The organism is Curtobacterium sp. 458 (assembly GCF_030406605.1).
In the GTDB taxonomy this organism is placed as follows: Bacteria; Actinomycetota; Actinomycetes; order Actinomycetales; family Microbacteriaceae; genus Curtobacterium.
Window position 1 is genome coordinate 2,216,522 of the sequence record NZ_CP129104.1, and the last position, 22,718, is coordinate 2,239,239.

The following is a 22,718-nucleotide window of genomic DNA, read 5'->3' on the forward strand; positions in this document are numbered from 1 at the left end:
CCGCATGAGCCGCTGGGAATACCTCACGACGCCGTTGATCATCCACAACACCACGGCGATCCTCAACAACTTCGGCGACGAGGGCTGGGAGCTCGTCCAGGTCGTCACCGGTCCCGAGGGTGGACTCGTCGCGTACCTGAAGCGTCCGAAGGCCGACGCATGAGCGTCGCGGAGCGCCTCGCCGAACTCGGCCTGACCGTCCCCGCGGTCGCCGCACCGGTCGCCGCGTACGTCCCCGCGGTCGTCACGGGGCGGTACGTGTACACCGCCGGGCAGCTGCCCTTCGTCGACGGCGCACTGCCGGTCACGGGCAAGGTCGGTGCGGGCGTCGACCCGGAGACCGCGACCGCCGAGGCCCGCACCGCCGCCCTCAACGCCCTCGCCGCCGTGCAGTCGGTCGCGGGCTCGCTCGACCGCGTCGCACGCGTCGTCAAGGTGACCGTGTTCGTCGCGTCCGACCCGTCGTTCACGGGGCAGCCGGCCGTCGCGAACGGTGCGTCCACCCTGGTGGGCGACGTCTTCGGTGACGCCGGCGTCCACGCGCGCAGCGCGGTGGGCGTCGCGGTCCTGCCGCTGGACGCACCCGTCGAGGTCGAGTTGGTCGTGGAGCTGGCCGACTGACGGACCGTCAGCCGCGCACGTCACGCGAGCCGCGCCTCCAGGCAGTCGACCTGGAGGCGCGGCTCGCGTCGTTCCTGCTACATGAGCTCCGCGATGGTCGCCATGATCGTCGGGTCGGCCAGCGTCGTCGTGTCGCCGATGCGGCGGCCCTCGGCCGCGTCCCGGAGGAGCCGCCGCATGATCTTGCCGGAGCGCGTCTTCGGCAGCTCCGGCACGATCACGACCTGTCGCGGCTTCGCGATCGCGCCGATGCGCTTGCCGACCCAGTCGCGCAGCTCCTTCGCCGTGGCGTCGCGGTCGACGCCCTCGGCGGCCTCCGCCGTGAGGATCACGAACGCGACGACGGCCTGTCCCGTCGTCTCGTCGGCCGCGCCGACGACGGCGGCCTCGGCGACGCCCTCGTGGCCGACGAGGGCCGACTCGATCTCGGCCGTGGACAGGCGGTGGCCGGAGACGTTCATGACGTCGTCGACGCGGCCCTGCACCCAGATGTCGCCCTGCCCGTCGAGGCGCGCGCCGTCGCCGGCGAAGTACCGACCGGGGAAGCGTGACCAGTAGGTCTCGACGAAGCGGTCGGGGTCGTTCCAGATGCCCCGCGCCATCGACGGCCACGGGTCGGCGATGGTGAGGTAGCCGCCCTCGCCGGGTGCGACGCGGTGGCCGTCCTCGTCCACGATCTCGGCGGTGATCCCGGGGAGCGGGGTCTGTGCGGCGCCGGGCTTGAGCTTCGTGACGCCGGGAAGCGCGGAGATCATGATCGCGCCGGTCTCGGTCTGCCACCAGGTGTCGACGATCGGGGTGCGGTCGTGGCCGATGACCTGCCGGTACCACTGCCACGCCTCGGGGTTGATCGGTTCGCCGACGCTGCCGAGGAGGCGGAGGGTCTCGAGGCTCCGGGCTTCGGGGATCTGCCGGCCGGCCTTCATCGCCGCGCGGACCGCCGTCGGTGCCGTGTACAGCACGGTGACGCCGTAGGAGTCGACGAGGTCCCACCAGCGGCCCGGCTCCGGCTCGTCCGGGGTGCCCTCGTAGAGCACCTGGGTGACGCCGTTCGCGAGCGGGCCGTAGACGACGTAGGAGTGTCCGGTGATCCATCCGATGTCGGCCGTGCACCAGTAGACGTCCTTCTCCGGGTGCATGTCGAAGACGTTCCGGTGCGTGTACGTCGCCTGCGTGAGGTACCCGCCGGAGGTGTGCACGATGCCCTTCGGCTTCCCGGTCGTGCCCGAGGTGTAGAGGATGAACAGCGGGGTCTCGGCGGGGAACGCCTGCGCCTCGTGCTCGGGGGCGGCCTTGGCGAACTCGTCGTGCCACCAGAGGTCGCGGTCGTTCCACGCGATCTCGTTGCCGCCGCGCTTGACGACCAGGACGTGCTCGACGCTGTCGGTGCCCTCGCCCTCGAGCGCCTCGTCGACCGCGGGCTTCAGCGCCGAGACCGCGCCCCGACGCCAGCCGCCGTCGGCCGTGACGACGAGCTTCGCCTCGGCGTCCTCGATGCGTGCGCGCAGGCTCTCCGCACTGAAACCGCCGAAGACGACCGAGTGGATCGCGCCGATGCGGGCGACGGCGAGCATCGTCACGACGGCCTCGGGGATGAGCGGGAGGTAGACCACCACGCGGTCGCCCTCGCCGACGCCGAGGTCGCTGAGCATGTTCGCGGCCCGCTGCACGTCGGCGGTGAGCTCGGCGTACGTGATCCGACGGGTGTCGCCCGGGGCGCCCTCGAAGTGGATCGCGACCCGGTCGCCGTTGCCCGCGCGGACGTGCCGGTCGAGGCAGTTCTCCGCCACGTTGAGCTCCCCGTCGGCGAACCACTTCGCGAACGGCGCGCCGGACCAGTCGAGGGTCTGCGTGAAGGGCGTCCGCCAGTCGAGGAGGGTGCGCGCCTGCTCGGCCCAGAAGCCCTCGCGGTCGGCCGCGGCGGCCTCGTGCAGGTCCTCGTGGGCGACGGCGTCGGCGACGAACTCCGGCGACGGCGGGAACGTGGGGCCGTCCTCGTGGCGGGGTGAGGCGTCGGTCGGGGTCGGGGACATCGGTGTCCTTTCGCGTCGGCATCGGAGCAGCACCCGTGGCGCTGCCGGCAGCACCCGGAGACTACCCCTGCCCCGGCGGTCGCGGATTCCGTGTCGGGGTTGCCGTGGAGGGGTGTTCGTGGGGTACAGTGTTCATCGCCGGACTCGTTTCCGGTGGCGTCGGCCGTGATTCCCCCCAATCCGCCGATGTCCAGGCGGCACCCGTTCCCCCCAACAGGTGCCGCCTCTTCTGTTTCCCGGGCACGTCCTCCCGTCGTGGGTCCGCCCGGACACATGTGTCACGCATCGATCCGCGCGGGTACGCGGATGAGTGGACAGACCTGTCCATGCTGACGCATCGGTTTCGTGGGTCGTCGAGTCGCGGGGCTGCCCGTTCGCCGGTGCCTTCGCGAGCAGCGCGGCGCGGCGCGGTGTCCGGAGGTGCACGCGTCGCCGAGTGGGGTACGGCTTTCTGCAACGGGGGACAAAGTTGTCCGCTGCTGTGGACTCGATGCCGTTGTGCACCGCACAGCGACCCCGCCGGACCGCGTGTCGGGACACGCCTAGCGTCGCCGGACATGCACCGACACCGAGCCGCCCCAACGACGCCGTTCCTGCCCGGGGTCGCCCCGCCCCGCTCCGAGCGCGCCGTCCGGGCCGAGGAGTTCGAGGAGCTCGCGGGCCTCGTCCGCGACGCGACGGTGACCGACGTCCTCGCCGTCGGAGGACGCGGGACGTGGATCGACCGCGGCTCCGGACTCGAGCCGGCCGATCCCGTGCTCGGCGAACGACGTGCCCGCGAGCTCGGCGCCGCCCTCGTCGCCCGGGGCGGTCGGCACGTCGACGAGAGCACGCCCGTGGCCGATGTCCGACACGGTGACGGGATCCGCGTACACGTCGTGCTCGCACCCGTCGCGGTCACCGGCACCGCCCTGTCGATCCGGCTGCCGCGGCCCGGCCGCCCGACGCTCGCCGCGCTCGAACGGAGCGGGACGTTCGACCGGGTCCCGCGGCGCGTCGTCGAACGCGCGGTCGCGGAACGGCGGAACGTCCTCGTCAGCGGGGCCACCGGCAGCGGCAAGACGACCCTCCTCGCAGCGATGCTCGGCGCCGTCCCGCACGACGAGCGCATCGTCACGGTCGAGGACGTCGCCGAGCTCCGCATCGACCACCCCCCACGTCGTCGCGCTCGAGGCCCGGCAGGCGAACGCCGAGGGGAGCGGTGCGATCGACCTCGGCCGGCTGCTGCGCGAGTCGCTCCGGATGCGGCCGGACCGCGTGGTCGTGGGGGAGTGCCGCGGCGCCGAGGTGCGCGAACTCGTGTCCGCGCTCAACACCGGGCACGAGGGCGGAGCCGGCACCGTGCACGCCAACGGGCTGCCGGACGTACCGGCCCGGCTCGAGGCGCTCGGCGCACTCGCCGGACTCGACCCGCCCACGCTGGCCCGACAGGCGGTGAGCGCGTTCGACCTGGTGCTGCACGTCGAGCGTCGTCGAGGCGTACGACGACTCGCCGGCGTGGGGACGCCGGTGCTGGGGACGGACGGGAGGCTCGACGTGCGCGCGGTGGACGGGTGGCGGTGACGAGGCGGTGGCGACGCGGTCGTGTCCTCGCGTCCGAGCGACGAGCAGCGGCCGAGGGGGCAGGGCCGCCCGGTGCGGCGGCGGGGCCGCCGGCGCGGCGGCGGGGCGCGGTGTCGGACCACGCGGCCGCTGCGGCCGCTGCCGCGCGGACGCTCGAACGCGTGGCGACGCTCGTCTCGGCCGGCGTGCCACCACCGCGGGCATGGCACCTCGTGGGTGGACTCCCCACCGTCGAGACGCCCGCGTGGCACGACGTCCGCGCGGTCCTCCGGGTCGCGGACCGCACCGGCGCGCCCTCCGCCGTGGCGCTGCGGGCGCTCGCCGGCGCCCTGCGCCGTTCGGCCGCCAGCGACCGTGCCGTGCGGGTCGCCCTCGCCGGCCCGCGCGCGAGCGCCCGCGTCGTCCTCGCCCTGCCCGTCCTCGGGGTCGGGCTCTCGTCCACGTGGGGTGCCGGCGCCGTGGAACTCCTCGTCGGGTCGCCGTTCGGGTGGGCGTGCACGGCGCTCGCCGCCGGTCTGGTGGCGCTCGGTCGGCGGTGGACGAACGGGCTGGTCCGGGCCGCGACGCCGGACGGACACGTGCCGGGCGCGCTCCTCGACGCGTGGGCGGTCGCGTTGTCGGGCGGCGGGTCGTGGACGGACGCCGGACGCATCGTCGAGGAAGCCGTGCAGGAACCGGGGCGCGCCGACGCGGACACGGTCGAGCGGGCACGGCTCGCCGAGGTGCTCGGGCTCGCCCGGCGCGCCGGGGTGCCGGCCGCCGCGCTGCTCCGCGCCGCCGCCGAGGACGTCCGCGACGACGCTGCCGCCGCCGGACTCGCGGCGGCCGAGGGGCTGGCCGTGCGACTGGTGCTGCCGCTCGGGGTGTGCGTCCTGCCCGCGTTCGTGCTCGTCGGCGTCGTGCCGGTGGTCGCCGGAGTCCTCTCCTCCACGGTCGTGGGAGTGCGGTGATCCCTCCACAGCCTGGTCGTCCGGCCGCCGACGGGGTCGCGCGGGCGGCGATGCTGACGACAGGGCCGAGCGGTCGCTCGGCCGCCCGAGAGGAAGAGGAACACCATGCACCAGCACCCACAGCCGACGCGGTGGCGACGACTCCGCACCCGCATGGCCGAGGACCGCGGGTCGGCGACCGCCGAGTACGCCGTCGTGATCCTCGCCGCGGTGGCCTTCGCCGGCGTGCTCGTCGCGGTCATGCGCTCCGGCGAGGTCCAGACGATCCTGACCGAGCTCGTCCGCGGTGCCCTGTCGCTCTGACCGTGGCTCGGTGACGGTGGAGTTCGCGGTCGTCCTGCCCGCCGTGGCGGTCGTGCTGACGCTGCTCGTCGCAGCCGTCGTCGCGGTCGATCGGCAGGGCGCGCTCCAGCTCGCGGCCGCGACGGCGGCGCGCGCGGCAGGACGTGGCGACCAGGAGGCGGCCGCGGCGGCGGCCGCCTCCGTCCCCGGAGCGTCGGCCGCGTACCAGCGGCCCGCGGGGCTCGTGTGCGTCGAGCTCGCCGTGCCCGCGCCCGGGGTGTTCGCCGCCGTCGTGCTGCGCGCCTCCGGGTGCGCGGCGGAGCGGGGCGGGTGACCGTGCGCGTGCAACCGGACCGTGCGGCCCACGGCCCGTCGCGGTCGGACCGCGGCTCCGTGACGGTGCTGCTCGCCGTCGTCCTCGGCGTCGGCACGACCGTCGCGACGGCGGGCGTGGTGGCGGCGACCCACCGCGTGGCCGTCGTCCGAGCACAGGCGGCTGCCGACGCCGCGGCGCTCGCCGCAGCGGCCGCCCTCGTCGGGCTGGTCCCCGGCGACCCCTGTGCCCGGGCCTCAGTCGTCGCCGAGGCCGGCGGCGCGGTGCTCGGAGGATGCTCGACGGCCGGCGCGGACGCCCGGGTGACCACCGCGATCGGCAGCGGTGCGTTCGCCGTGAGCGCAGTCGCCGTCGCCGGAGCAGCGAGCGGAGCGCGCCACCTCTGTGTGTATGGTGTGCACGTCGGCCCCCGGTCATCGATGTCCCGGTCGACCCGGACGGCGAGTCACACCGGCGACGTCGCAGGTCCAGGGCCGACGAGCACCATCGATCAAGGAGACACGTGCCAGGCACGAAGAAGCTCGTGATCGTCGAGAGCCCCGCGAAGGCGAAGACGATCGCGCAATACCTCGGTGACGGATACGAGGTCCAGGCGTCAGTGGGCCACATCCGCGACCTCGTCGAGCCCAAGAACCTCCCCGCGGAGCTCAAGAAGGGCCCGATGGGGAAGTTCTCGGTCGACGTCGACAACGGCTTCGAGCCGTACTACGTCGTCTCCGACGCGAAGAAGAAGACCGTCTCCGAGCTGAAGCGCGCGTTGAAGGACGCCGACGAGCTCTTCCTCGCGACTGATGAGGACCGCGAGGGCGAGGCCATCGCGTGGCACCTCCTGCAGGTGCTGAAGCCCAAGGTGCCGGTCAAGCGCATGGTGTTCCACGAGATCACGAAGGAGGCGATCCAGCGCGCGCAGGAGGCCACCCGTGAGCTCGACACCGCCCTGGTCGACGCGCAGGAGACCCGTCGCATCCTCGACCGTCTCTACGGGTACGAGGTCTCGCCCGTGCTCTGGCGCAAGGTCGGCCCCGGCCTCTCCGCCGGTCGTGTGCAGTCCGCCGCCACCCGTCTCGTGGTCGACCGCGAGCGGGAGCGCCTGGCCTTCGTCTCCGCGAACTACTGGGACCTCACCGCCCGCTTCGAGAAGCCCGGCGACACCGCCTTCACCGCGAAGCTCGCCCGTGTCCAGGGCACCCGGGTCGCCTCCGGCCGCGACTTCGACGACCGTGGCGCGATCTCGGGCGACGTCGTCCGGCTCGACGAGGCCTCGGCCGCCGCGCTGACGACCGTCCTCGAGCGTGCCGGTGACGCGGTCGTGCGTTCGGTGGACTCGAAGCCGTACACGCGCCGCCCCGCCGCGCCGTTCACCACCTCGACGCTGCAGCAGGAGGCCGCGCGCAAGCTCCGCTTCTCCGCGCGGCAGACGATGAGCGTCGCGCAGTCGCTCTACGAGAACGGCCACATCACCTACATGCGAACCGACTCCTCGTCGCTCTCGCAGCAGGCCGTCAACGCCGCCCGGAAGCAGGCCGCCGCCCTCTACGGCGCCGAGACGGTGCCGGACAAGCCGCGCAGCTACGCCGGCAAGAGCAAGAACGCGCAGGAGGCGCACGAGGCGATCCGCCCCGCCGGTGACACGTTCCGGACGCCGTCGCAGATGGAGAAGGTGCTCCGCGGCAACGACTGGAAGCTCTACGACCTCATCTGGAAGCGCACCGTCGCCTCGCAGATGGCGGACGCCAAGGGTTCGACGGCGTCGGTCGTCCTCGGCATCAGCTCCACCGAGTCGGTCGAGGGCATCACCGCGACCGCGAACGGCACCGACGCGGAGTTCACCGCGTCCGGCACCGTCATCACGTTCCGCGGCTTCCTCAACGCCTACGAAGAGGGGCGCGACGAGGAACGGCACGAGGCGAAGACCGACGGCGACGACGCGAAGCTCCCGCAGATGACCAAGGGCGACGCCCTCGGCGTCTCGGACGTCGAGGCCAAGGGCCACGACACCTCGGCGCCGCCGCGCTACACCGAGGCGAGCCTCGTGAAGACGCTCGAAGAGCTCGGTATCGGCCGTCCGTCGACCTACGCGGCGATCATCTCGACGATCATCGACCGCGGGTACGTCACCCAGCGGGGCAGTGCACTCGTGCCGAACTGGATCGCGTTCAGCGTGGTGCGGCTCCTCGAGGACTACTTCGGCGACCTCGTGCAGTACGACTTCACCGCCTCGATGGAGGACGACCTCGACCGCATCGCGAGCGGCGACGAGGACCGCGTCGACTGGCTCAAGGGGTTCTACTTCGGCGGCGGCGACCAGCGCGGGCTCCGGACCGTGATCGACAACCTCGGCGAGATCGACGCGCGCGACATCAACTCGGTGGAGCTCGCCCCCGGTCTGACGCTCCGCATCGGCCGCTACGGCCCGTACATCGAGGTGCCGAGCGACGACCCGGAGAAGCCGCGTCGGGTGAACGTCCCCGAGGACCTCGCTCCCGACGAGCTGACCACGGAGAAAGCCCGCGAGCTCGTCGAGGCACCGGTCCTCGGTGATCGTGTGGTCGGCATCAACCCGGAGACCGGGAAGGAGGTCCTCGCGAAGGACGGCCGCTTCGGTCCGTACGTGACCGAGCGCACCCCCGAGCCCGAGCCCACCGTCGACCCCGCCACGGGTGAGGTCACCGAGGCGGCGCCGGCCGCGGCCGCGTCGACCAGCGCCGCCACGACGAGCACCACCGCGAAGAAGACGACGGCCAAGAAGGCGACGACGAAGAAGGCCGCCGCGCCGAAGGAGCGCACCGCGTCCCTCTTCAAGTCGATGGACCCGCAGACGGTCGACCTCGAGACCGCGCTCAAGCTCCTCGACCTGCCCCGGACCGTCGGGCAGGACCCCGAGTCCGGCGAGGACATCACGGCGCAGAACGGTCGCTACGGCCCGTACCTCAAGAAGGGCACCGACACCCGGACGCTCCCGAGCGAGGACGCGATCTTCGACGTCGACCTCGCCGGTGCGCTGGAGCTGTTCGCGCAGCCGAAGTACGGCGCGAAGCGCTCCGCGACCGCGGCGCTCAAGGAGTTCGACGCGGACCCGGTGTCCGGCAAGCCGATCAAGGTGAAGGACGGCCGGTTCGGCCCGTACGTCACCGACGGCGAGACGAACGCCACGATCCCGCGCGGCGAGGACGTCGAGGCGGTCGACTTCGAGCGGGCCGTCCAGCTGCTCGCGGACAAGCGCGCCAAGGGTCCGGTGAAGAAGAAGGCACCGGCCCGCAAGACCGCGGCCAAGAAGAAGTGACCGGTCGCTTCATCACCCTCGAGGGTGGCGACGGCGCGGGAAAGACGACGCAGGCCGAGCGCCTCGCGTCGTGGCTCGGCGAGCACGGGCGCACGGTGGTCCGGACGCGCGAGCCCGGGGGCACGGACCTCGGGCTCCGCATCCGCGAGATCGTGCTGCACGAGCGCGGCCACGTCGCACCCCGTGCCGAGGCCCTGCTCTACGCCGCCGACCGCGCGCACCACGTCGAGACGGTCGTCCGTCCCGCCGTCGCGCGCGGGGACGTCGTGCTGCAGGACCGCTACATCGACTCCTCCGTCGCGTACCAGGGTGTGGCCCGGGGCCTCGGCGCCGAGCACATCCGCTCGGTGTCCGACTGGGCGACCGACGGGCTGACGCCGGACCTCACGATCCTGCTCGACCTCGACGTCACCGTGGGCCGGGCCCGGGTCGCTGCCGCACGCGGGGACACGTTCGACCGACTCGAGTCCGAGGCGGCCGCGTTCCACGAGTCGGTCCGTCGTGCGTTCCTCGACATGGCCGCCGCGGAGCCCGGACGCTTCCTCGTCGTCGACGCCTCGGCGGACGCGGACACCGTGCAGCGCACGATCCGTGCGGCCGTCGCCCCCGTCGTCGGGATCGACGCGGCATGACGGTGGTCGCTGCCAGGATGTCGGCATGAGCGTGTGGGACGGCCTGACCGGTCAGGAAGAAGCCGTCGCTGCCCTGCGCCGCGCGGCCGAAGCCCCCGAGGGCACGGGCGGTATGACGCACTCGTGGCTCATCACCGGTCCGCCCGGGTCCGGCCGCTCGAACGTCGCAGCGGCCTTCGCGGCGGCGCTGGTCGGTGCCGGCCCCGACGACGACCACACCCTCCGCCAGATCACCGCGCGGACCCACCCGGACGTCTCGGTCCTCACCACGCAGCGGGTCATCATCACGATCGACGAGATCCGGCAGCTCGTGACCTCGTCGTACTACTCGCCCTCGGTCGGCCGGTACCGCATCGTCATCGTCGAGGACGCCGACCGCATGACGGAACGCACCTCGAACCTGCTGCTCAAGGCCCTCGAGGAACCGCCCGAGCGGACCGTGTGGATCCTCTGCGCCCCGAGCGAGGCCGATCTGCTCCCGACCATCAGGTCCCGGGTGCGTTCGGTCCGGTTGCGCGTGCCCGGCATCGAGTCGGTCGCCGACCTGCTCGTCGCCCGGACCGGGGTCGACCGGGTGCTGGCGATGGACGCCGCGCGCCAGGCCCAGAGCCACATCGGCATGGCACAGCGCCTCGCGACGAGCGCCGACGCCCGTGACCGCCGTCGTCGGACGCTCTCGACGGTCCTCGGTGTGCGGAGCGTCGGCGATGCCGTGATGGCCGCCGCCGAGCTCCTCGCGGTCGCCGACGAGGACGCCAAGGCCATCACGCAGGAGCGCGACGGTGAGGAACGCGACGCCGCCCTGCGCTCCCTCGGCGTGGAACCCGGCGGCACGATCCCGCCGGCACTCCGGTCGCAGCTCCGCGCGCTCGAGGAGGACCAGAAGCGTCGGGCGACCCGGAGTCTCCGGGACGGCCTCGACCGCATCCTCGTGGACGTGTCGTCGCTCTACCGGGACCTGCTGCTGCTCGGACTGGGCGCGCCGGCGGATCCGGTCAACCTGTCGATGCGCGACGAACTCGAGCGGGCGCTGCCGTCCGTGCCGCCGGCGGCTGCGCTCGAGGTCCTCGATGCCGTCTCGACGGCACGGACACGCATCGCTGCGAACGTCGCCGCCCTGCTCGCGCTCGAAGCGCTGCTCGTGACCATCGCGCGCGCCGCGCGCTGACGGGCCGCGCCGCGCGCTGAGCGGGCCACGCCGCGCGCTGCGAAGGTCGCGCCGCGCGCTGACCGGCCGCGCCGCGCGCTGACGGGCCGCGCCGCGCGCTGGCGGACCGCGCCGTGCGCTGGATGCCGACGCTGCCCATCGCCGGACTGGAGGCACGGGTCCAGCCCGCCATGCGCCTCCAGTCCGTCGCCGCGCACCTGGCGGACCCGCCTGACGCAACCCACAGCCTCCCGGTCGGACCCACGTGGGAGAATCGCGGCATGTCCGACGCCGCCCCAGGCCTGCGCGAGCGGAAGCGCCTCGCCACCCGACTCGCCATCCAGCAGGCTGCGCTGCGCATCGCGGTGGAGGACGGCCTCGCGGCCGTCACGGTCGACGAGATCTCCCGCCGCGCCGACGTCTCGCCGCGCACCTTCTTCAACTACTTCCCGAGCAAGGAGCAGGCGATCCTCGGGGACGACCCGACGCTCCCGGACGACGACGCGCTCGCCGAGTTCGTCGCGGGCGGTCCCACCGGCGACCTCCTGCAGGATCTCGGCAACCTCCTCGTGCACTCGACGCAGGCGCTCATCGACGAGCGGGGCCTCATCGCCGAGCGGCAGGAGGTGCTGCGCGCCAACCCCGAGCTGTTCTCGCGGCGGATGGCGTCGATGAAGGAGTTCCAGCACGAGATCGAGACCGCGGTCGCCCGTCGCCTCGAGACCACCGAGCCGGACCCCGATGCACGCCGTCGGCAGGCCCGGCTGGCGTCGATCGTGGCGCTCGGCGCGCTGCGGCATGCATGGTGGGAGTGGTCGGAGCAGGGCGGCGACGTGCACCTCGTCGACGAGCTCGAACGGTCCTTCGCCGACCTCGGCGCGCTGGTTTCGCGTTCGCTGGTCTGAACCTGTATAGTCATTGCTCGTGCCGCTCCGGCGACGGAGTGCCGAAACGCTGTGGTGACACAGCACCAGACGTGCCGGAAACGGTGCGTTCGCCGCCTTAGCTCAGTCGGTAGAGCGATTCACTCGTAATGAATAGGTCGTCGGTTCGATTCCGACAGGCGGCTCCACGGAACCCCCTCCGATCCCGGATCGGAGGGGGTTCTCCCGTTCGTGCACGGGTCGCCTGGTAGACAGGCCGCATGACGGTTCGGTGGGGAGTGCTCGGAACGGGCGGCATCGCGCGCTCGTTCGTCGGTGACTGCGCGGCGGTCGGTGTCGAGTTCGTCGCGGTCGGCAGTCGGACCGCGGCGTCGGCGCAGGCGTTCGCGGACGAGTTCGACATCCCGCGGCCGCACGGCTCCTACGAGGAACTCGTCGCCGACCCGGACGTCGATGCCGTTTACGTCGCGACGCCCCACTCCCGCCACGCCGCCGACGCGCTCCTGGCGATCGAGCACGGCAAGCACGTCCTCGTCGAGAAGGCGTTCACGATCACCGCCGCCGAGGCCCGCGCGGTCGCGGACGCAGCCCGCCGTGCCGACGTCGCGGTGATGGAGGCCATGTGGACGCGCTTCCTGCCGCAGATGGCGATGATCCGGCAGGTGCTCGCGGAGGGCCGCATCGGTCGCCCGCGGCTCGTCGAGGCGACGCACCACCAGGCCCTGCCGTCGGACCCGCAGCACCGGCTGAACGACCCGGCGCTGGGCGGGGGAGCGCTGCTCGACCTCGGCATCTACCCGGTGTCGTTCGCCGTCGACGTGCTCGGACTGCCGGAGTCGGTCGTCGCGTCCGGCACGCTCAGCGAGCAGGGCGTCGACACGCAGATGGGCATCGTGATGACCCACGTGGGTGGGACGCAGTCGACGGTGCACTTCGCCCTCGACCTCGCGAGTCCGAACACGGCGTCCATCATCGGCGAGGACGGCCGGATCGACCTCGACGCGACGTGGTTCACGCCGACGACGTGGCGCCTCCGCGACCGGGACGGCGTCGTGGTGGAGGAGTTCGACGGCCGTGAGGAACGGACCGGCTACGGCCACGAGGCGCGCGCGTTCGAGGCGATGATCGAGACCGGGACGCACGAGGGCGGGCCGATGGACCTCGAGGAGTCGGTCGGGATCATGGCGCTCCTCGACGAGGTCCGGCGCCAGGTCGGCGTCCGCTACGCGGCCGACGAGCAGGCGGATCAGGAAGACGGCCTGGAGGCTCCTCCCGCAGTTCCGTAGGATCGGTCGCGATGTCCGAGCCGCAGCCCCCACGACCGACCCTCGCCGAGCGCGCCCGTCACGCCGTCACCGCGTTCCGCGGCTCGGTCGCCCGACGTCCCGTGCCGTGGATCGCCGGTGGTCTCGCCGGTGTCCTCGTCCTCGGTTCCGGCGGTGCGGTCGCGGTCGCGGCGGCCACCATGCCCGACGTGGCGACACCGGCGCAGACCACCGCTGCGGCGCCCTCCGCGACGGCGCCAGGCACGCCGTCCGCGAAGCCGTCGGCCACCCCGACCGCGACCGGGCGCGCGGTGCCGGAGGACCCCGCGGGACCGACCGCGCTCCGCACGTGCAGCATCGACCAGGCCGCGGGGGCACCCGGACTCGGATCGTTCGAGGGGGCCGTGGTCGACGCGGCGACGGGCGAGGTCCTGTACTCGCACGCCGGCGACCAGCCGAAGCAGACCGGCAGCGTCATGAAGACCCTGACGACCGCGACCGCACTGGCCGTCCTCGGCGGCGATCACCGCATCCCCACGACGGTGACGAAGGAGGCGAACGGGACGATCGCGCTCGTCGGGCACGGTGACGCCACCCTCTCCGCGGGCGGCGCGACCGTGTACCCGGGTGCCCCGACGCTCGGGCAGCTCGCACAGCAGGTGAAGGCGAAGCTCGGCAGCTCCCCGGTCACGACGATCGTCACGGACGACACGTACTGGAGCGACGCCGACGCCTGGGACCCGACGTGGCCCGTGTCCGAGCGGACCATCGGGTACCAGCCGGAGGTCACCGCGCTCATGGTCGACGGCGACCGCGCGAACCCCGGAGCAGCGACGTCCCCGCGGTCCACCGACCCCGTCGGGCGTGCCGGGGCGGCGTTCCGGACCGCGCTCGCGAACGCGGGGGTCGTCGGCGCCGCGAACGCGCAGATCGTCAAGCGCGCCACCACCTCGACGGACACCATCGCCACGGTGTCCTCGCAGCCGGTGTCGACCCTGATCGGCCAGATGATCCCCAACTCGGACAACACCCTCGCCGAGATGCTCGCCCGCATCTCGTCGAAGGAGTCCGGGTCGAACGGCTCCGCAGCCTCGCTGACCGGGGTGTACCAGGCGGCGCTGAAGACCTACGGGGTCGACCCGTCCGGCATCGTGATCAAGGACGGCTCGGGGGAGAGCGCGGCGAACGCGGTGTCGCCCGAGTTCGTCGCGAAGCTCATGGTGCCCGTGCAGGCCGGCGCGAAGGGCCTCGGCACGCTGTCGGACGCCCTGCCGGTCGCGGGCGTCTCGGGCACGCTCTCGAGCCGCTTCACGGGTGCGAACGCCGTCGCGCGGGGCAAGGTGCACGCGAAGACCGGCTGGATCGACAGCGCGAACACGCTCGGCGGCTGGATGGACGCGGCGGACGGCACCCGCCTGACGTTCGCGTTCTACGCCATCGGTTCGTCGCGGGCGGCAGCGCTCCCGGCACTCGACGCCGTGACCGCGGCCACGTACTCGTGCGGGGCGAAGCTCACCAGCTCGTAGCGCACCCGATGCGGTCTCCGAGGCCGTCCGGTGCAAGATGGACCCATGGCCAGGGCACTGCTCGTCGTCGACGTCCAGAACGACTTCACCGAGGGCGGTGCGCTCGGGGTGACCGGTGGTGACGCCGTCGCCGAGCGCATCTCGGTGTTCCTCGGGCAGCACGCGGGGGAGTACGACCTCATCGTCGGCTCCCGCGACTGGCACCACGGCGACGACGACAACGGTGGGCACTTCGCCGGAGCGGAGGGCCCGGACTTCGTCGACACGTGGCCCGTCCACTGTGTCCAGGACACGCCCGGCGCGGACTACCACCCGGCGTTCGACACGGACCCGGTGGACGTCCACGTCTACAAGGGGCAGGGGGCGCCGGCGTACTCGGCGTTCCAGGGGCGCACGGCCGACGGCGTCCCGCTCGGCGAGGTGTTCGAGCAGCACGACGTCCGCGAGGTCGACATCGTCGGCATCGCCACCGACCACTGCGTCCGTGCCAGCGCGCTCGACGCACTCGAGGGCGGCGCGGCCGTCACGGTGTACGAGGATCTCGTCGTCGGGGTCGACCCGGGGCGCAGCGCCGCAGCGCTCGACGAGGTGCGGGCGGCCGGCGGGCTCGTCGACCACAGCGACACCGACGAGGGCCTGCACCGCCCGGGCGGCGCGCGCATCTGACGCCGCAGCAGGCGTGACGCGCGCGCCCGCGCGTCAGACCAGGAGCTGGTGCTTCGCCAGTTCGCGGTAGAGCGGCGTCGACTCGACGAGCTCCGAGTGCGTTCCGACCCCCACGACCCGTCCGTGCTCCAGCACGACGATGACGTCCGAGTCGACCACGGTGGACAGCCGGTGGGCGATGACCAGCAGCGTGCGGTCCTCGGCCACGGCGTCGATCGCGAGCCGCATCTTCTGCTCGTTCACCCCGTCGAGCGACGACGTCGACTCGTCGAGGAGCAGGATCGGCGGTGCCGCGAGGAGCGCCCGGGCGATGGCGAGCCGCTGCCGTTCACCGCCGGAGAGCATGACGCCGTCTTCGCCGACCTGCGCGTCGAGGCCCCGGGGGTCGCGGTGCAGGACCTCGCCGAGGTTCACCGCCTCGAGGACACGGACGCAGTCCGCTTCGGTGGCGTCCGGCGACCCGAGCAGCAGGTTGGCGCGGATGGTCCCGGCGAGCACCGGGGCGTCCTGCTCGACGTAGCCGATCTGGGCACGGAGCTCGGCGCGGTCCAGCCCGCGGACGTCGACGCCGCCGAGCCGGATCACGCCGTCGGTCGGGTCGTAGAACCGCTCGATGAGCGCCAGGGTGGTCGACTTGCCCGCACCCGAGGGGCCCACGAGGGCTACGCGCGAGCCGCGGGGGACCCGGAAGGAGACGTCGTGCAGCACCACGTCGTCGGCGGGGGCGGTGTCGGCGGGGCGATCCGTGCCTCCAGGCCGGTCCGTCGCCCCGTCGGGACCGGACGCTTGCGCAGCTGCCGCGTACCGGAACGACACGTGCTCGAACGTGATCGCGTCGTCGCTCGGGACTGCCGCGGCGACCCGGACGGCGCGGTCGTCCTGGTCCTCCGTCGGCAGGTGCAGGATCTCCTCGATGCGGCCGAGCGCACCGAGCGCCTGCGCGACCGCGACCGCGGCGCCCATCGCCTGGCCGAGCGGCATGATCATCATGAAGAGCAGCAGGATGAACGTGATGAGCGTGGCGATGGTGATCGTCCCCGCTGCGACCTGGGCACCGCCGACGCCGAGCACGGCGATGAAAGCGACCTGCATCACGATGCTCGCGACCGGGACCACGAACGCCGACATCTTCGCGATGTCGAGGCCGCGCTTGTACGCCTCGGTCGCGTGTCCGTCGACCTCGCGCACCTCGCGCTCGGTGGCGCCGGCGGCGCGGATGGTGCGGACGGCACCGATGCCGCGCTCGACGGCCGCGGTGAGGTCGCCGACCTTCTCCTGCGCCTTCTTCGAGGCGACGCGGATGCGGCGGCTGAGCCCACCGACGACGACGATCGCGACGGCGACGATGACCACCACGATCACGAGCAGGAGTGGATCGATGATCGCCATCGCCACGATCGCGCCGATGAAGGTGAGCGCGCCGCCGATCGACTCGATGAGCCCCTGGGTGAGCACGGCGCGGAGCAGGGTCGTGTCGCTGCCGACGCGGGACACGAGGTCACCGGTCCGTCGCGTGTCGAACTCCGAGATGGGGAGGTTGAGGATGCGCGCGATGAGCTTCCGACGGGTGCTCAGCACGACGCCCTCGCCCGCGCGCTGGAGCAGGAAGTGCTGGATGCCGTTCAGCAGACCGGCCACGATGACGAGTCCGACGAGCAGCCACACGAGCGTGCTCAGCGTCCGTCCGCCCTGGACCGCGGTGATGACCTGGTTGACGAGGAGCGGCTGGGCGAGGGAGGCGCCGGCGCCGAGGACGCTCAGCACGATGATCACGGCCATCGCGGGCTTGTTCTCGAACAGGTAGGACAGCAGGCGGCCGAAGCTGGCGCGGGGACCGTCGTTCTTCTTGGGGCGGGCGAAGGGGGAGCTCATCGTGTTCCTAGTCTCTGCCGTACTTCTTGTGCACTGCCTGGCGGCTGACGCCCAGGAGCGTCGCGATCTCCTGCCACGAGGCGCCGGCGTTGCGGGCACGGCGGGCGGCGAGCTCCTCCGTGCGGTCGAGGGCCTTGCGGAGCTCGCGCACCGAGGCGAGTGCGGCGAACGGGTCGTCGCCGTCGGCGCCCGAGGCCAGCGTGGTGATGGTCGGACCGTCCATGGTGTCAACCTACATTGACGATCGGGGGTGTGTCAACCGGGGTTGACGGGGCGGGGTGGGGCGGGCCCGGGCCGTGCGGATGCGACGTTGCGCGGGTCGATCACGAGGTGTTTCGTCGCTCGATGCTCGCGCATCCGATGTGCGTGCATCGGGCGACGAACCGCGCGTCGAACGACGGGCGCGACGTCGCAACGCGCGCGTTTCGTGGGCGCAGGCCGCCCGCACCCACCGCACCACACGACGGACGGGAGGCGCGGTGCCCGCTGGCACCGCGCCTCCCGTCCGTGACGTGCGCACCCGGGTGCGTTACGGGGCGAGGCTCCCCGAGGAGCGCACGTGGCCGTCGCCGGCCGCCGCGTCGGCGGGGACGCCGAGCACGCGCTCGGCCTCGGCCTCGCCGAAGTCCGCGTGCCGGGTCTCCTTGACGAAGAAGAGCGCGACGAGCGTCACGACCGCGGCGATGGTCAGGTAGAGCCCGACGAGGAAGATGTTCCCGTCGGCCTTCCACAGCGCGAGCGCCACGGTCGGGGCGAGCGACGCACCGAGGATCGATGCGACGTTGTACGCCACCGCCGAGCCCGTGTACCGGACGTTCGTCGGGAACAGCTCCGGCAGCAGGGCGCCCATCGGCCCGAACGTCAGGCCCATGAGCGACAGGCCGACGATCAGGAAGGTGACGACGGTGATCGGCCCGTGCGAGGCGGCGAACCAGATCTGGAACGTCAGGCCGAACACGGCGATGCCCGCGGTGGTCCAGAGGAGCGTCGACCGGCGGCCGAACTTGTCCGCGAGGAACCCGGCGACCGGGGTGAGGATGCCGAAGAACACCACGCCGATCATGAGCAGCGTCAGGAACTCGCCGCGGGAGTACCCGAGGCCGATCTTCGGGACGAGGGGACCGGCCGTGGCGCCAGTGGTGCCGTAGGTCAGCGTGAACGTCGTCATGAAGTAGAAGAGCACGTAGGTCGCGACCATGCCGAAGGTGCCGATGATGAGCGGCCGCCACGAGGTGCGGAACACCCGGGCCAGCGGGACCTTCGCGACCGTGCCGGACTCCTGCACGCCGCGGAAGACGGTCGACTCCACGAGCTTGAACCGCACGTAGAGACCGACGATCACGAGGACGGCGGAGAGCAGGAACGGGATGCGCCAGCCCCACGCCTGGAAGTCGGCGTTCGCCGTGCCGTCCGCGCCGGCGGGCATCGCGGCGTTGATGGCGATGAAGAGCCCGTTCGCGAGCAGGAACCCGATCGGGGCGCCGAGCTGGGGGAGCGAACCGAACACGCCGCGCTTGCCCTTCGGGGCGTTCTCGGTCGCGAGCAGCGCCGCACCGGACCACTCGCCACCGAGCCCGACGCCCTGTGCGAAGCGCATGACGGCGAGCAGGACGGGCGCCCAGACGCCGATCGAGTCGAACGTCGGCAGGCAGCCGATGAGGAACGTCGCCGTGCCCATCACGAGCAGCGAGGCGACGAGCGTGGCCTTGCGGCCGATGCGGTCACCGAAGTGGCCGAAGATGATCGAGCCGACTGGTCGGGCGAAGAACGCGAGGGCGAACGTCACGAACGACGACAGCTGCGAGGCCGTCGGGTCCTCGTTCGGGAAGAACAGCGTCGGGAAGACGAGGACCGCCGCGGTCGCGTAGACGTAGAAGTCGTAGAACTCGATGGAGGTCCCGACGAGGCTGGCGATGACGACGCGGGAGCGCGGGTTGCCTGCGGGTGCCGGGGTGGTCGTGCTGGGTGCCGATGCGGCTGACATGCGTGTGTGGTGACTCCGAGGGGAGCACCCGGGAGGGGTGCAGCGGTGTTCCGGACGGCGGACACCGGTCGGTTCGCGCAGGTGGCGCGTCGCCGATCGGGTGCGTTCGGTGGGTGGTTGACCGCTTGTGACGGGGGCTCACAGCCTACGACAGATGTCGCTTTCCTGCGAATCCGCAGAGAACGAACGGCCGGGAGGCGCGGTGCACGTCGTCCGTGCTCCGCGCCGCCCGGCGGGCGGTCGCGCTGGTGCGCGCCGTGGTCGCGCTGGTGCGCGCCGTGGTCGCGCTGGTGCGCGGTCGCTCAGCTCGCGGCGCCGGCCTCGAGGTGGGCGGGCAGCTGGTGGCCCATGCGGTCCCGCTTGGTGTCGAGGTAGCCCGCGTTCTGCGCGGAGATGCCGACGACGAGCGGCACGAGCGACTCGACCGCGATGCCGTGCTCCTCGAGCTGCCGACGCTTCTCCGGGTTGTTCGAGAGGAGGCGGACGCTCGTGATCCCGAGGTCGGCGAGGATGCCCGCGGCGCCGCCGTACTCGCGCGAGTCGGCCGGCAGCCCGAGGGCGAGGTTGGCGTCGAGCGTGTCGAGGCCGTCCTCCTGCAGGCGGTAGGCCTTGAGCTTGTTGATGAGGCCGATGCCCCGGCCCTCCTGCCCGCGGAGGTAGACCACGACCCCGCCCTCGGCTGCGATCGTGTCGAGCGCGGCGTCGAGCTGCGGGCCGCACTCGCACTTCAGCGAGCCAAACGCCTCACCGGTGAGGCACTCCGAGTGCACGCGGACGAGCGCGCCGTCGGCGGGGGCGGAACCGTCGGGCAGGGGAGCGATGATCGCCACGTGCTCGGCGCTTGTGACGAGGTCGCGGTAGGCGCGCATCTCGAACGTGCCGTGGGTGGTCGGGACGTTCGTGGACACCTCGAACTGGACCGGGCTCCCCGGCGTGGGGGAGGTCAGTGCGTCGGTCATCGTGTGCTCCGGTCGTTCTGGGGCGCCGTCCCAGGGTGCGCGGCGCCGTGCGGCCGGGCCCGGACCAGGAGGTCGGGACCCAGACTGGTGGTCGATGTTACGTCCAACCGCAGGCGGTCGGTCATGCTTCCCACGCCGAGGTCGTCGACCGCGACGCGGGGTCCGCCGAGCAGCACGGGGGCGACGTAGACGAGGTACTCGTCCACGAGGCCGGCCGCGATGAGCGCGGAGGTCAGGGTGGGGCCGCCCTCGACGAAGACCGAGTGCACGCCGTGGTCGCGGAGGGCCGCCAGGGACGCCGCGAGGTCGTGCCCCGGCAGTGTGACGAGGCCGCGCGGGTGCCGGCGGAGCGCGGCGGTGTCCGGGACCGGTCGGTCGCCGAAGACCACCGGGAGGGGCTGGTCGGCGAGGAGCTCACCCGCATCGCCCCGTGCGGTGAGGGAGGGGTCGTCGGCGAGCACGGTGCCGGTGCCGACGAGGATCGCGTCGTGCGCCGCCCGCTGTTCGTGGACGTGCTGGCGTGCGGCGGCACCGGTGATCCACTGGCTGGTCCCGTCGGCCGCTGCAGCGCGTCCGTCGAGGCTCGACGCCCACTTCGCGGTCACCCACGGGCGACCGAGCCGGACCGAGAGCAGCCAGCGCTCGAGGAACGTCTCGGCCTCGGCGGCGAGGACCCCGGACACGACGTCGACGCCGGCGGCGCGGAGCCGGTCGGCGCCGCCGTGCACGTGCGCCCCCGGGTCGTCGATCGCGTACACGACGCGGCCGATGCCGGCCTCGACGAGGGCGAGTGCGCAGGGGCCTGTCCGCCCGGTGTGGTTGCACGGCTCCAGGGTCACGACGGCGGTCGCGCCACGGAGCAGTGCCGGGTCGACCTTCGCCATCGCGTCGACCTCGGCGTGCGGCGTGCCGGCGCCCTTGTGCCAGCCCTCGGCGAGCACCGTGCCGTCGGGGGAGAGGATCACCGCTCCGACCCGGGCGTGGTCGCCGACGGCGGGGCCGAGCGCCGCGATCTCGAGGCCGCGGCGCATCGCCCGGACCTCGGCCGGGGTCGCGGTTCCGGAGGGGGTGCTGGTCACTCCTCGACACTACCGACGACAAGTCGGTGACGCGTCATCGAACTACACGCTGTGGGCGAACGACGCTGTAGGCCATGACAGGTCGGACGCCGGCGCGCCGTCCGCGCGACGCCGCGCGTGCCACGCGGGTGTGGGGCCGCCGTCACGACCGGGGTTCGCCGCCGGACCGCTCCCCGTGAAGGAGAACCCGGCGGCCCGGGCGACCGCTGCGGAGGCGGTGTTGCCCTCGTAGCACTCCCACGCGACGTCGGGAGCGCCCTGCTCGAACGCCCACGTGACCACGAGCTCGAGGGCGTCGTGCACGAGCCCGGCACCACGTGCGGCGGGTGCGAGCCAGAACCCGACGTCACGCCGCTCGGTCCGGTACCCGATGACGCCCTCGAGCAGGGCGGAACCGCTGCGCCGGATCGCCCAGGTGTACTCCCGGTCCGACGCCCACCCCGGGCCGACGAGGGCATCCACGAAGGACCGCGCGTGCTCGGGCCCGTACGGTTGCGGCACGGTCGTCCAGCGCGCGACGTCGGGGTCCTGGCAGCCGGCGACGATGGCTGCCGTGTCCGCGCGGGTGGGCACGTCGAGGCGCACCCGCGTGGACTCGAGGACGATCGGGATCACGTCGTGCTCAGCCGCGGACGCGCGGGACGAACCCGATGCGGTCGTACACGCGCGCGAGGGTCTGCTGCGCGATCGACTCCGCGCGGTCGGCACCGACGGCGAGGAGCCGGTCGAGCTCCGCCGGGTCGTCGAGGAGTTCGAGCGTGCGGGCACGCACGGGCTCGAGCTCGGCGACGACCGCGTCGGCCACCTCGCCCTTCAGGTCGCCGTACCCCTTTCCCTGGAAGGACGCCTCGAGGTCGGCCACCGAGGTGCCCGTGAACGCCGACAGGATCGACAGCAGGTTCGTCACACCGGGCTTCGCCTGGCGGTCCGCCCGGATCTCGCGCTCGGTGTCGGTGACCGCCGAGCGGATCTTCTTCGCGGTGCGCTTCGGGTCGTCGAGCAGTCGGATGAGCCCGTTGTCGGACGCCGCCGACTTGCTCATCTTGTTCGTCGGGTCCTGCAGGTCGTAGATGCGGGCCGTGTCGGTGAGGATCCGGGCCTCGGGCACGACGAACGTGTCGCCGAACCGCGAGTTGAACCGCCCGGCGAGGTCGCGTGTCAGCTCCACGTGCTGCCGCTGGTCGTCGCCGACGGGGACGACCTTCGTGTCGTACAGCAGGATGTCCGCCGCCATGAGGATCGGGTAGGTGAAGAGCCCGACCGAGGCCGCGTCGGCACCCTGACGGGCCGACTTGTCCTTGAACTGGGTCATCCGGCTGGCCTCGCCGAAGCCGGTGAGGGTGTTGAGCACCCAGGCGAGCTCGGCGTGTGCGGGCACCTGCGACTGGACGAAGAGCGTCGCCTTCGACGGGTCGATGCCCGACGCGATGTACTGCGCCGCCGTGGCACGGGTGTTCGCCCGGAGCTCGGCCGGGTCCTGCGCGGTGGTGATCGCGTGCATGTCGACGACGCAGTAGATGGCGTCGTGGTCGTCGAGCAGCGTCCGCCACTGCATGAGCGCGCCGATGTAGTTGCCGAGGTGGAGCGATCCGGCCGAGGGCTGGATGCCGGAGAAGATGCGGGTCGTGGTCATGCTGG

At 72.7% G+C, this 22,718-nt stretch carries 21 protein-coding genes, 1 tRNA gene and 2 pseudogenes; 16 read left to right on the forward strand and 8 right to left on the reverse strand.

From position 1 onward, the window contains the following. Positions 1-4: 4 nt before the first annotated feature. Together QPJ90_RS11015 and QPJ90_RS11020 are read left to right on the forward strand one after the other, a co-directional pair. A complete protein-coding gene (locus tag QPJ90_RS11015; RefSeq protein ID WP_022903105.1) occupies positions 5-163 on the forward strand; it encodes a hypothetical protein in 159 nt (52 codons plus the stop codon). Then, positions 160-621, forward strand: coding sequence for a RidA family protein (locus tag QPJ90_RS11020; RefSeq protein ID WP_290131271.1), 462 nt, complete (start codon positions 160-162; stop codon positions 619-621). Before QPJ90_RS11015 ends, QPJ90_RS11020 begins: the two co-directional genes overlap by 4 nt. 77 nt (positions 622-698) lie before the next feature. Here QPJ90_RS11020 and acs read toward each other — a convergent pair whose 3' ends face one another. Further along, complete coding sequence (gene acs / locus QPJ90_RS11025; protein WP_290131272.1) at positions 699-2,654, reverse strand: acetate--CoA ligase; 1,956 nt, start codon at positions 2,652-2,654, stop codon at positions 699-701. Between the two features lie 557 nt (positions 2,655-3,211). Here acs and QPJ90_RS17725 point away from each other — a divergent pair. From QPJ90_RS17725 to QPJ90_RS11090, 14 genes and pseudogenes are all read left to right on the forward strand, one after another. Continuing rightward, positions 3,212-3,751, forward strand: a pseudogene (locus QPJ90_RS17725) (ATPase, T2SS/T4P/T4SS family); the annotation flags it as partial. Between the two features lie 127 nt (positions 3,752-3,878). Continuing rightward, positions 3,879-4,217: an ATPase, T2SS/T4P/T4SS family gene (locus QPJ90_RS17730; protein WP_354670502.1), complete on the forward strand. Its 339-nt coding sequence runs from the start codon at positions 3,879-3,881 to the stop codon at positions 4,215-4,217. Between the two features lie 161 nt (positions 4,218-4,378). Beyond that, positions 4,379-5,167, forward strand: a complete 789-nt coding sequence (locus tag QPJ90_RS11035; RefSeq protein ID WP_290131273.1) for a hypothetical protein — start codon at positions 4,379-4,381, stop codon at positions 5,165-5,167. Positions 5,168-5,272: 105 nt separating this feature from the next. Next, positions 5,273-5,470, forward strand: a complete 198-nt coding sequence (locus QPJ90_RS11040) for a DUF4244 domain-containing protein (protein WP_290131274.1) — start codon at positions 5,273-5,275, stop codon at positions 5,468-5,470. A gap of 10 nt (positions 5,471-5,480) precedes the next feature. Next, positions 5,481-5,783, forward strand: coding sequence for a hypothetical protein (locus QPJ90_RS11045; RefSeq protein WP_290131275.1), 303 nt, complete (start codon positions 5,481-5,483; stop codon positions 5,781-5,783). An 8-nt stretch (positions 5,784-5,791) separates the two neighbouring features. Continuing rightward, complete coding sequence (locus QPJ90_RS11050; protein ID WP_290131276.1) at positions 5,792-6,310, forward strand: hypothetical protein; 519 nt, start codon at positions 5,792-5,794, stop codon at positions 6,308-6,310. Continuing rightward, the gene (gene topA / locus QPJ90_RS11055; RefSeq protein WP_290131277.1) at positions 6,286-9,066 is read left to right on the forward strand and encodes a type I DNA topoisomerase; all 2,781 of its coding nucleotides are present in this window, start codon (positions 6,286-6,288) and stop codon (positions 9,064-9,066) included. Before QPJ90_RS11050 ends, topA begins: the two co-directional genes overlap by 25 nt. Then, complete coding sequence (gene tmk / locus QPJ90_RS11060) at positions 9,063-9,698, forward strand: dTMP kinase (protein WP_290131278.1); 636 nt, start codon at positions 9,063-9,065, stop codon at positions 9,696-9,698. Before topA ends, tmk begins: the two co-directional genes overlap by 4 nt. A gap of 25 nt (positions 9,699-9,723) precedes the next feature. After that, entirely contained in the window at positions 9,724-10,866 is a 1,143-nt protein-coding gene (locus QPJ90_RS11065; protein ID WP_290131279.1) for a DNA polymerase III subunit delta', read from the forward strand. A 260-nt stretch (positions 10,867-11,126) separates the two neighbouring features. Further along, positions 11,127-11,750, forward strand: coding sequence for a TetR family transcriptional regulator (locus tag QPJ90_RS11070; RefSeq protein ID WP_290131280.1), 624 nt, complete (start codon positions 11,127-11,129; stop codon positions 11,748-11,750). 91 nt (positions 11,751-11,841) lie between these two features. Beyond that, a tRNA-Thr gene (locus tag QPJ90_RS11075) sits at positions 11,842-11,917 on the forward strand. A 72-nt stretch (positions 11,918-11,989) separates the two neighbouring features. After that, on the forward strand, positions 11,990-13,015 hold the full coding sequence (locus tag QPJ90_RS11080) for a Gfo/Idh/MocA family oxidoreductase (RefSeq protein WP_290131281.1): 1,026 nt from the start codon (positions 11,990-11,992) through the stop codon (positions 13,013-13,015). Between the two features lie 11 nt (positions 13,016-13,026). Next, positions 13,027-14,520, forward strand: coding sequence for a D-alanyl-D-alanine carboxypeptidase/D-alanyl-D-alanine-endopeptidase (dacB, locus tag QPJ90_RS11085; RefSeq protein ID WP_290131282.1), 1,494 nt, complete (start codon positions 13,027-13,029; stop codon positions 14,518-14,520). 45 nt (positions 14,521-14,565) lie between these two features. Continuing rightward, complete coding sequence (locus tag QPJ90_RS11090) at positions 14,566-15,186, forward strand: isochorismatase family protein (protein WP_290131283.1); 621 nt, start codon at positions 14,566-14,568, stop codon at positions 15,184-15,186. 33 nt (positions 15,187-15,219) lie between these two features. Here QPJ90_RS11090 and QPJ90_RS11095 read toward each other — a convergent pair whose 3' ends face one another. From QPJ90_RS11095 to trpS, 7 genes and pseudogenes are all read right to left on the reverse strand, one after another. Beyond that, positions 15,220-17,058, reverse strand: a complete 1,839-nt coding sequence (locus QPJ90_RS11095; RefSeq protein WP_290131284.1) for an ABC transporter ATP-binding protein — start codon at positions 17,056-17,058, stop codon at positions 15,220-15,222. Positions 17,059-17,065: 7 nt separating this feature from the next. After that, complete coding sequence (locus QPJ90_RS11100) at positions 17,066-17,281, reverse strand: hypothetical protein (RefSeq protein WP_290131285.1); 216 nt, start codon at positions 17,279-17,281, stop codon at positions 17,066-17,068. A gap of 306 nt (positions 17,282-17,587) precedes the next feature. Then, positions 17,588-19,042, reverse strand: coding sequence for an MFS transporter (locus QPJ90_RS11105; protein ID WP_290131286.1), 1,455 nt, complete (start codon positions 19,040-19,042; stop codon positions 17,588-17,590). A 302-nt stretch (positions 19,043-19,344) separates the two neighbouring features. Beyond that, positions 19,345-19,968 (reverse strand): annotated as a pseudogene (gene ribA / locus QPJ90_RS11110) (GTP cyclohydrolase II); the annotation flags it as partial. A 29-nt stretch (positions 19,969-19,997) separates the two neighbouring features. Further along, positions 19,998-21,032: a bifunctional diaminohydroxyphosphoribosylaminopyrimidine deaminase/5-amino-6-(5-phosphoribosylamino)uracil reductase RibD gene (gene ribD / locus QPJ90_RS11115; protein WP_290134214.1), complete on the reverse strand. Its 1,035-nt coding sequence runs from the start codon at positions 21,030-21,032 to the stop codon at positions 19,998-20,000. A 90-nt stretch (positions 21,033-21,122) separates the two neighbouring features. Beyond that, positions 21,123-21,695 (reverse strand): GNAT family N-acetyltransferase, encoded by a 573-nt coding sequence (locus tag QPJ90_RS11120; protein WP_290131287.1) that lies wholly within the window; start codon positions 21,693-21,695, stop codon positions 21,123-21,125. 7 nt (positions 21,696-21,702) lie between these two features. Further along, positions 21,703-22,713 carry a tryptophan--tRNA ligase gene (gene trpS, locus QPJ90_RS11125; protein ID WP_290131288.1) on the reverse strand — a complete coding sequence of 337 codons (1,011 nt, stop codon included), beginning with the start codon at positions 22,711-22,713 and terminating at the stop codon, positions 21,703-21,705. Positions 22,714-22,718 lie beyond the last annotated feature (5 nt).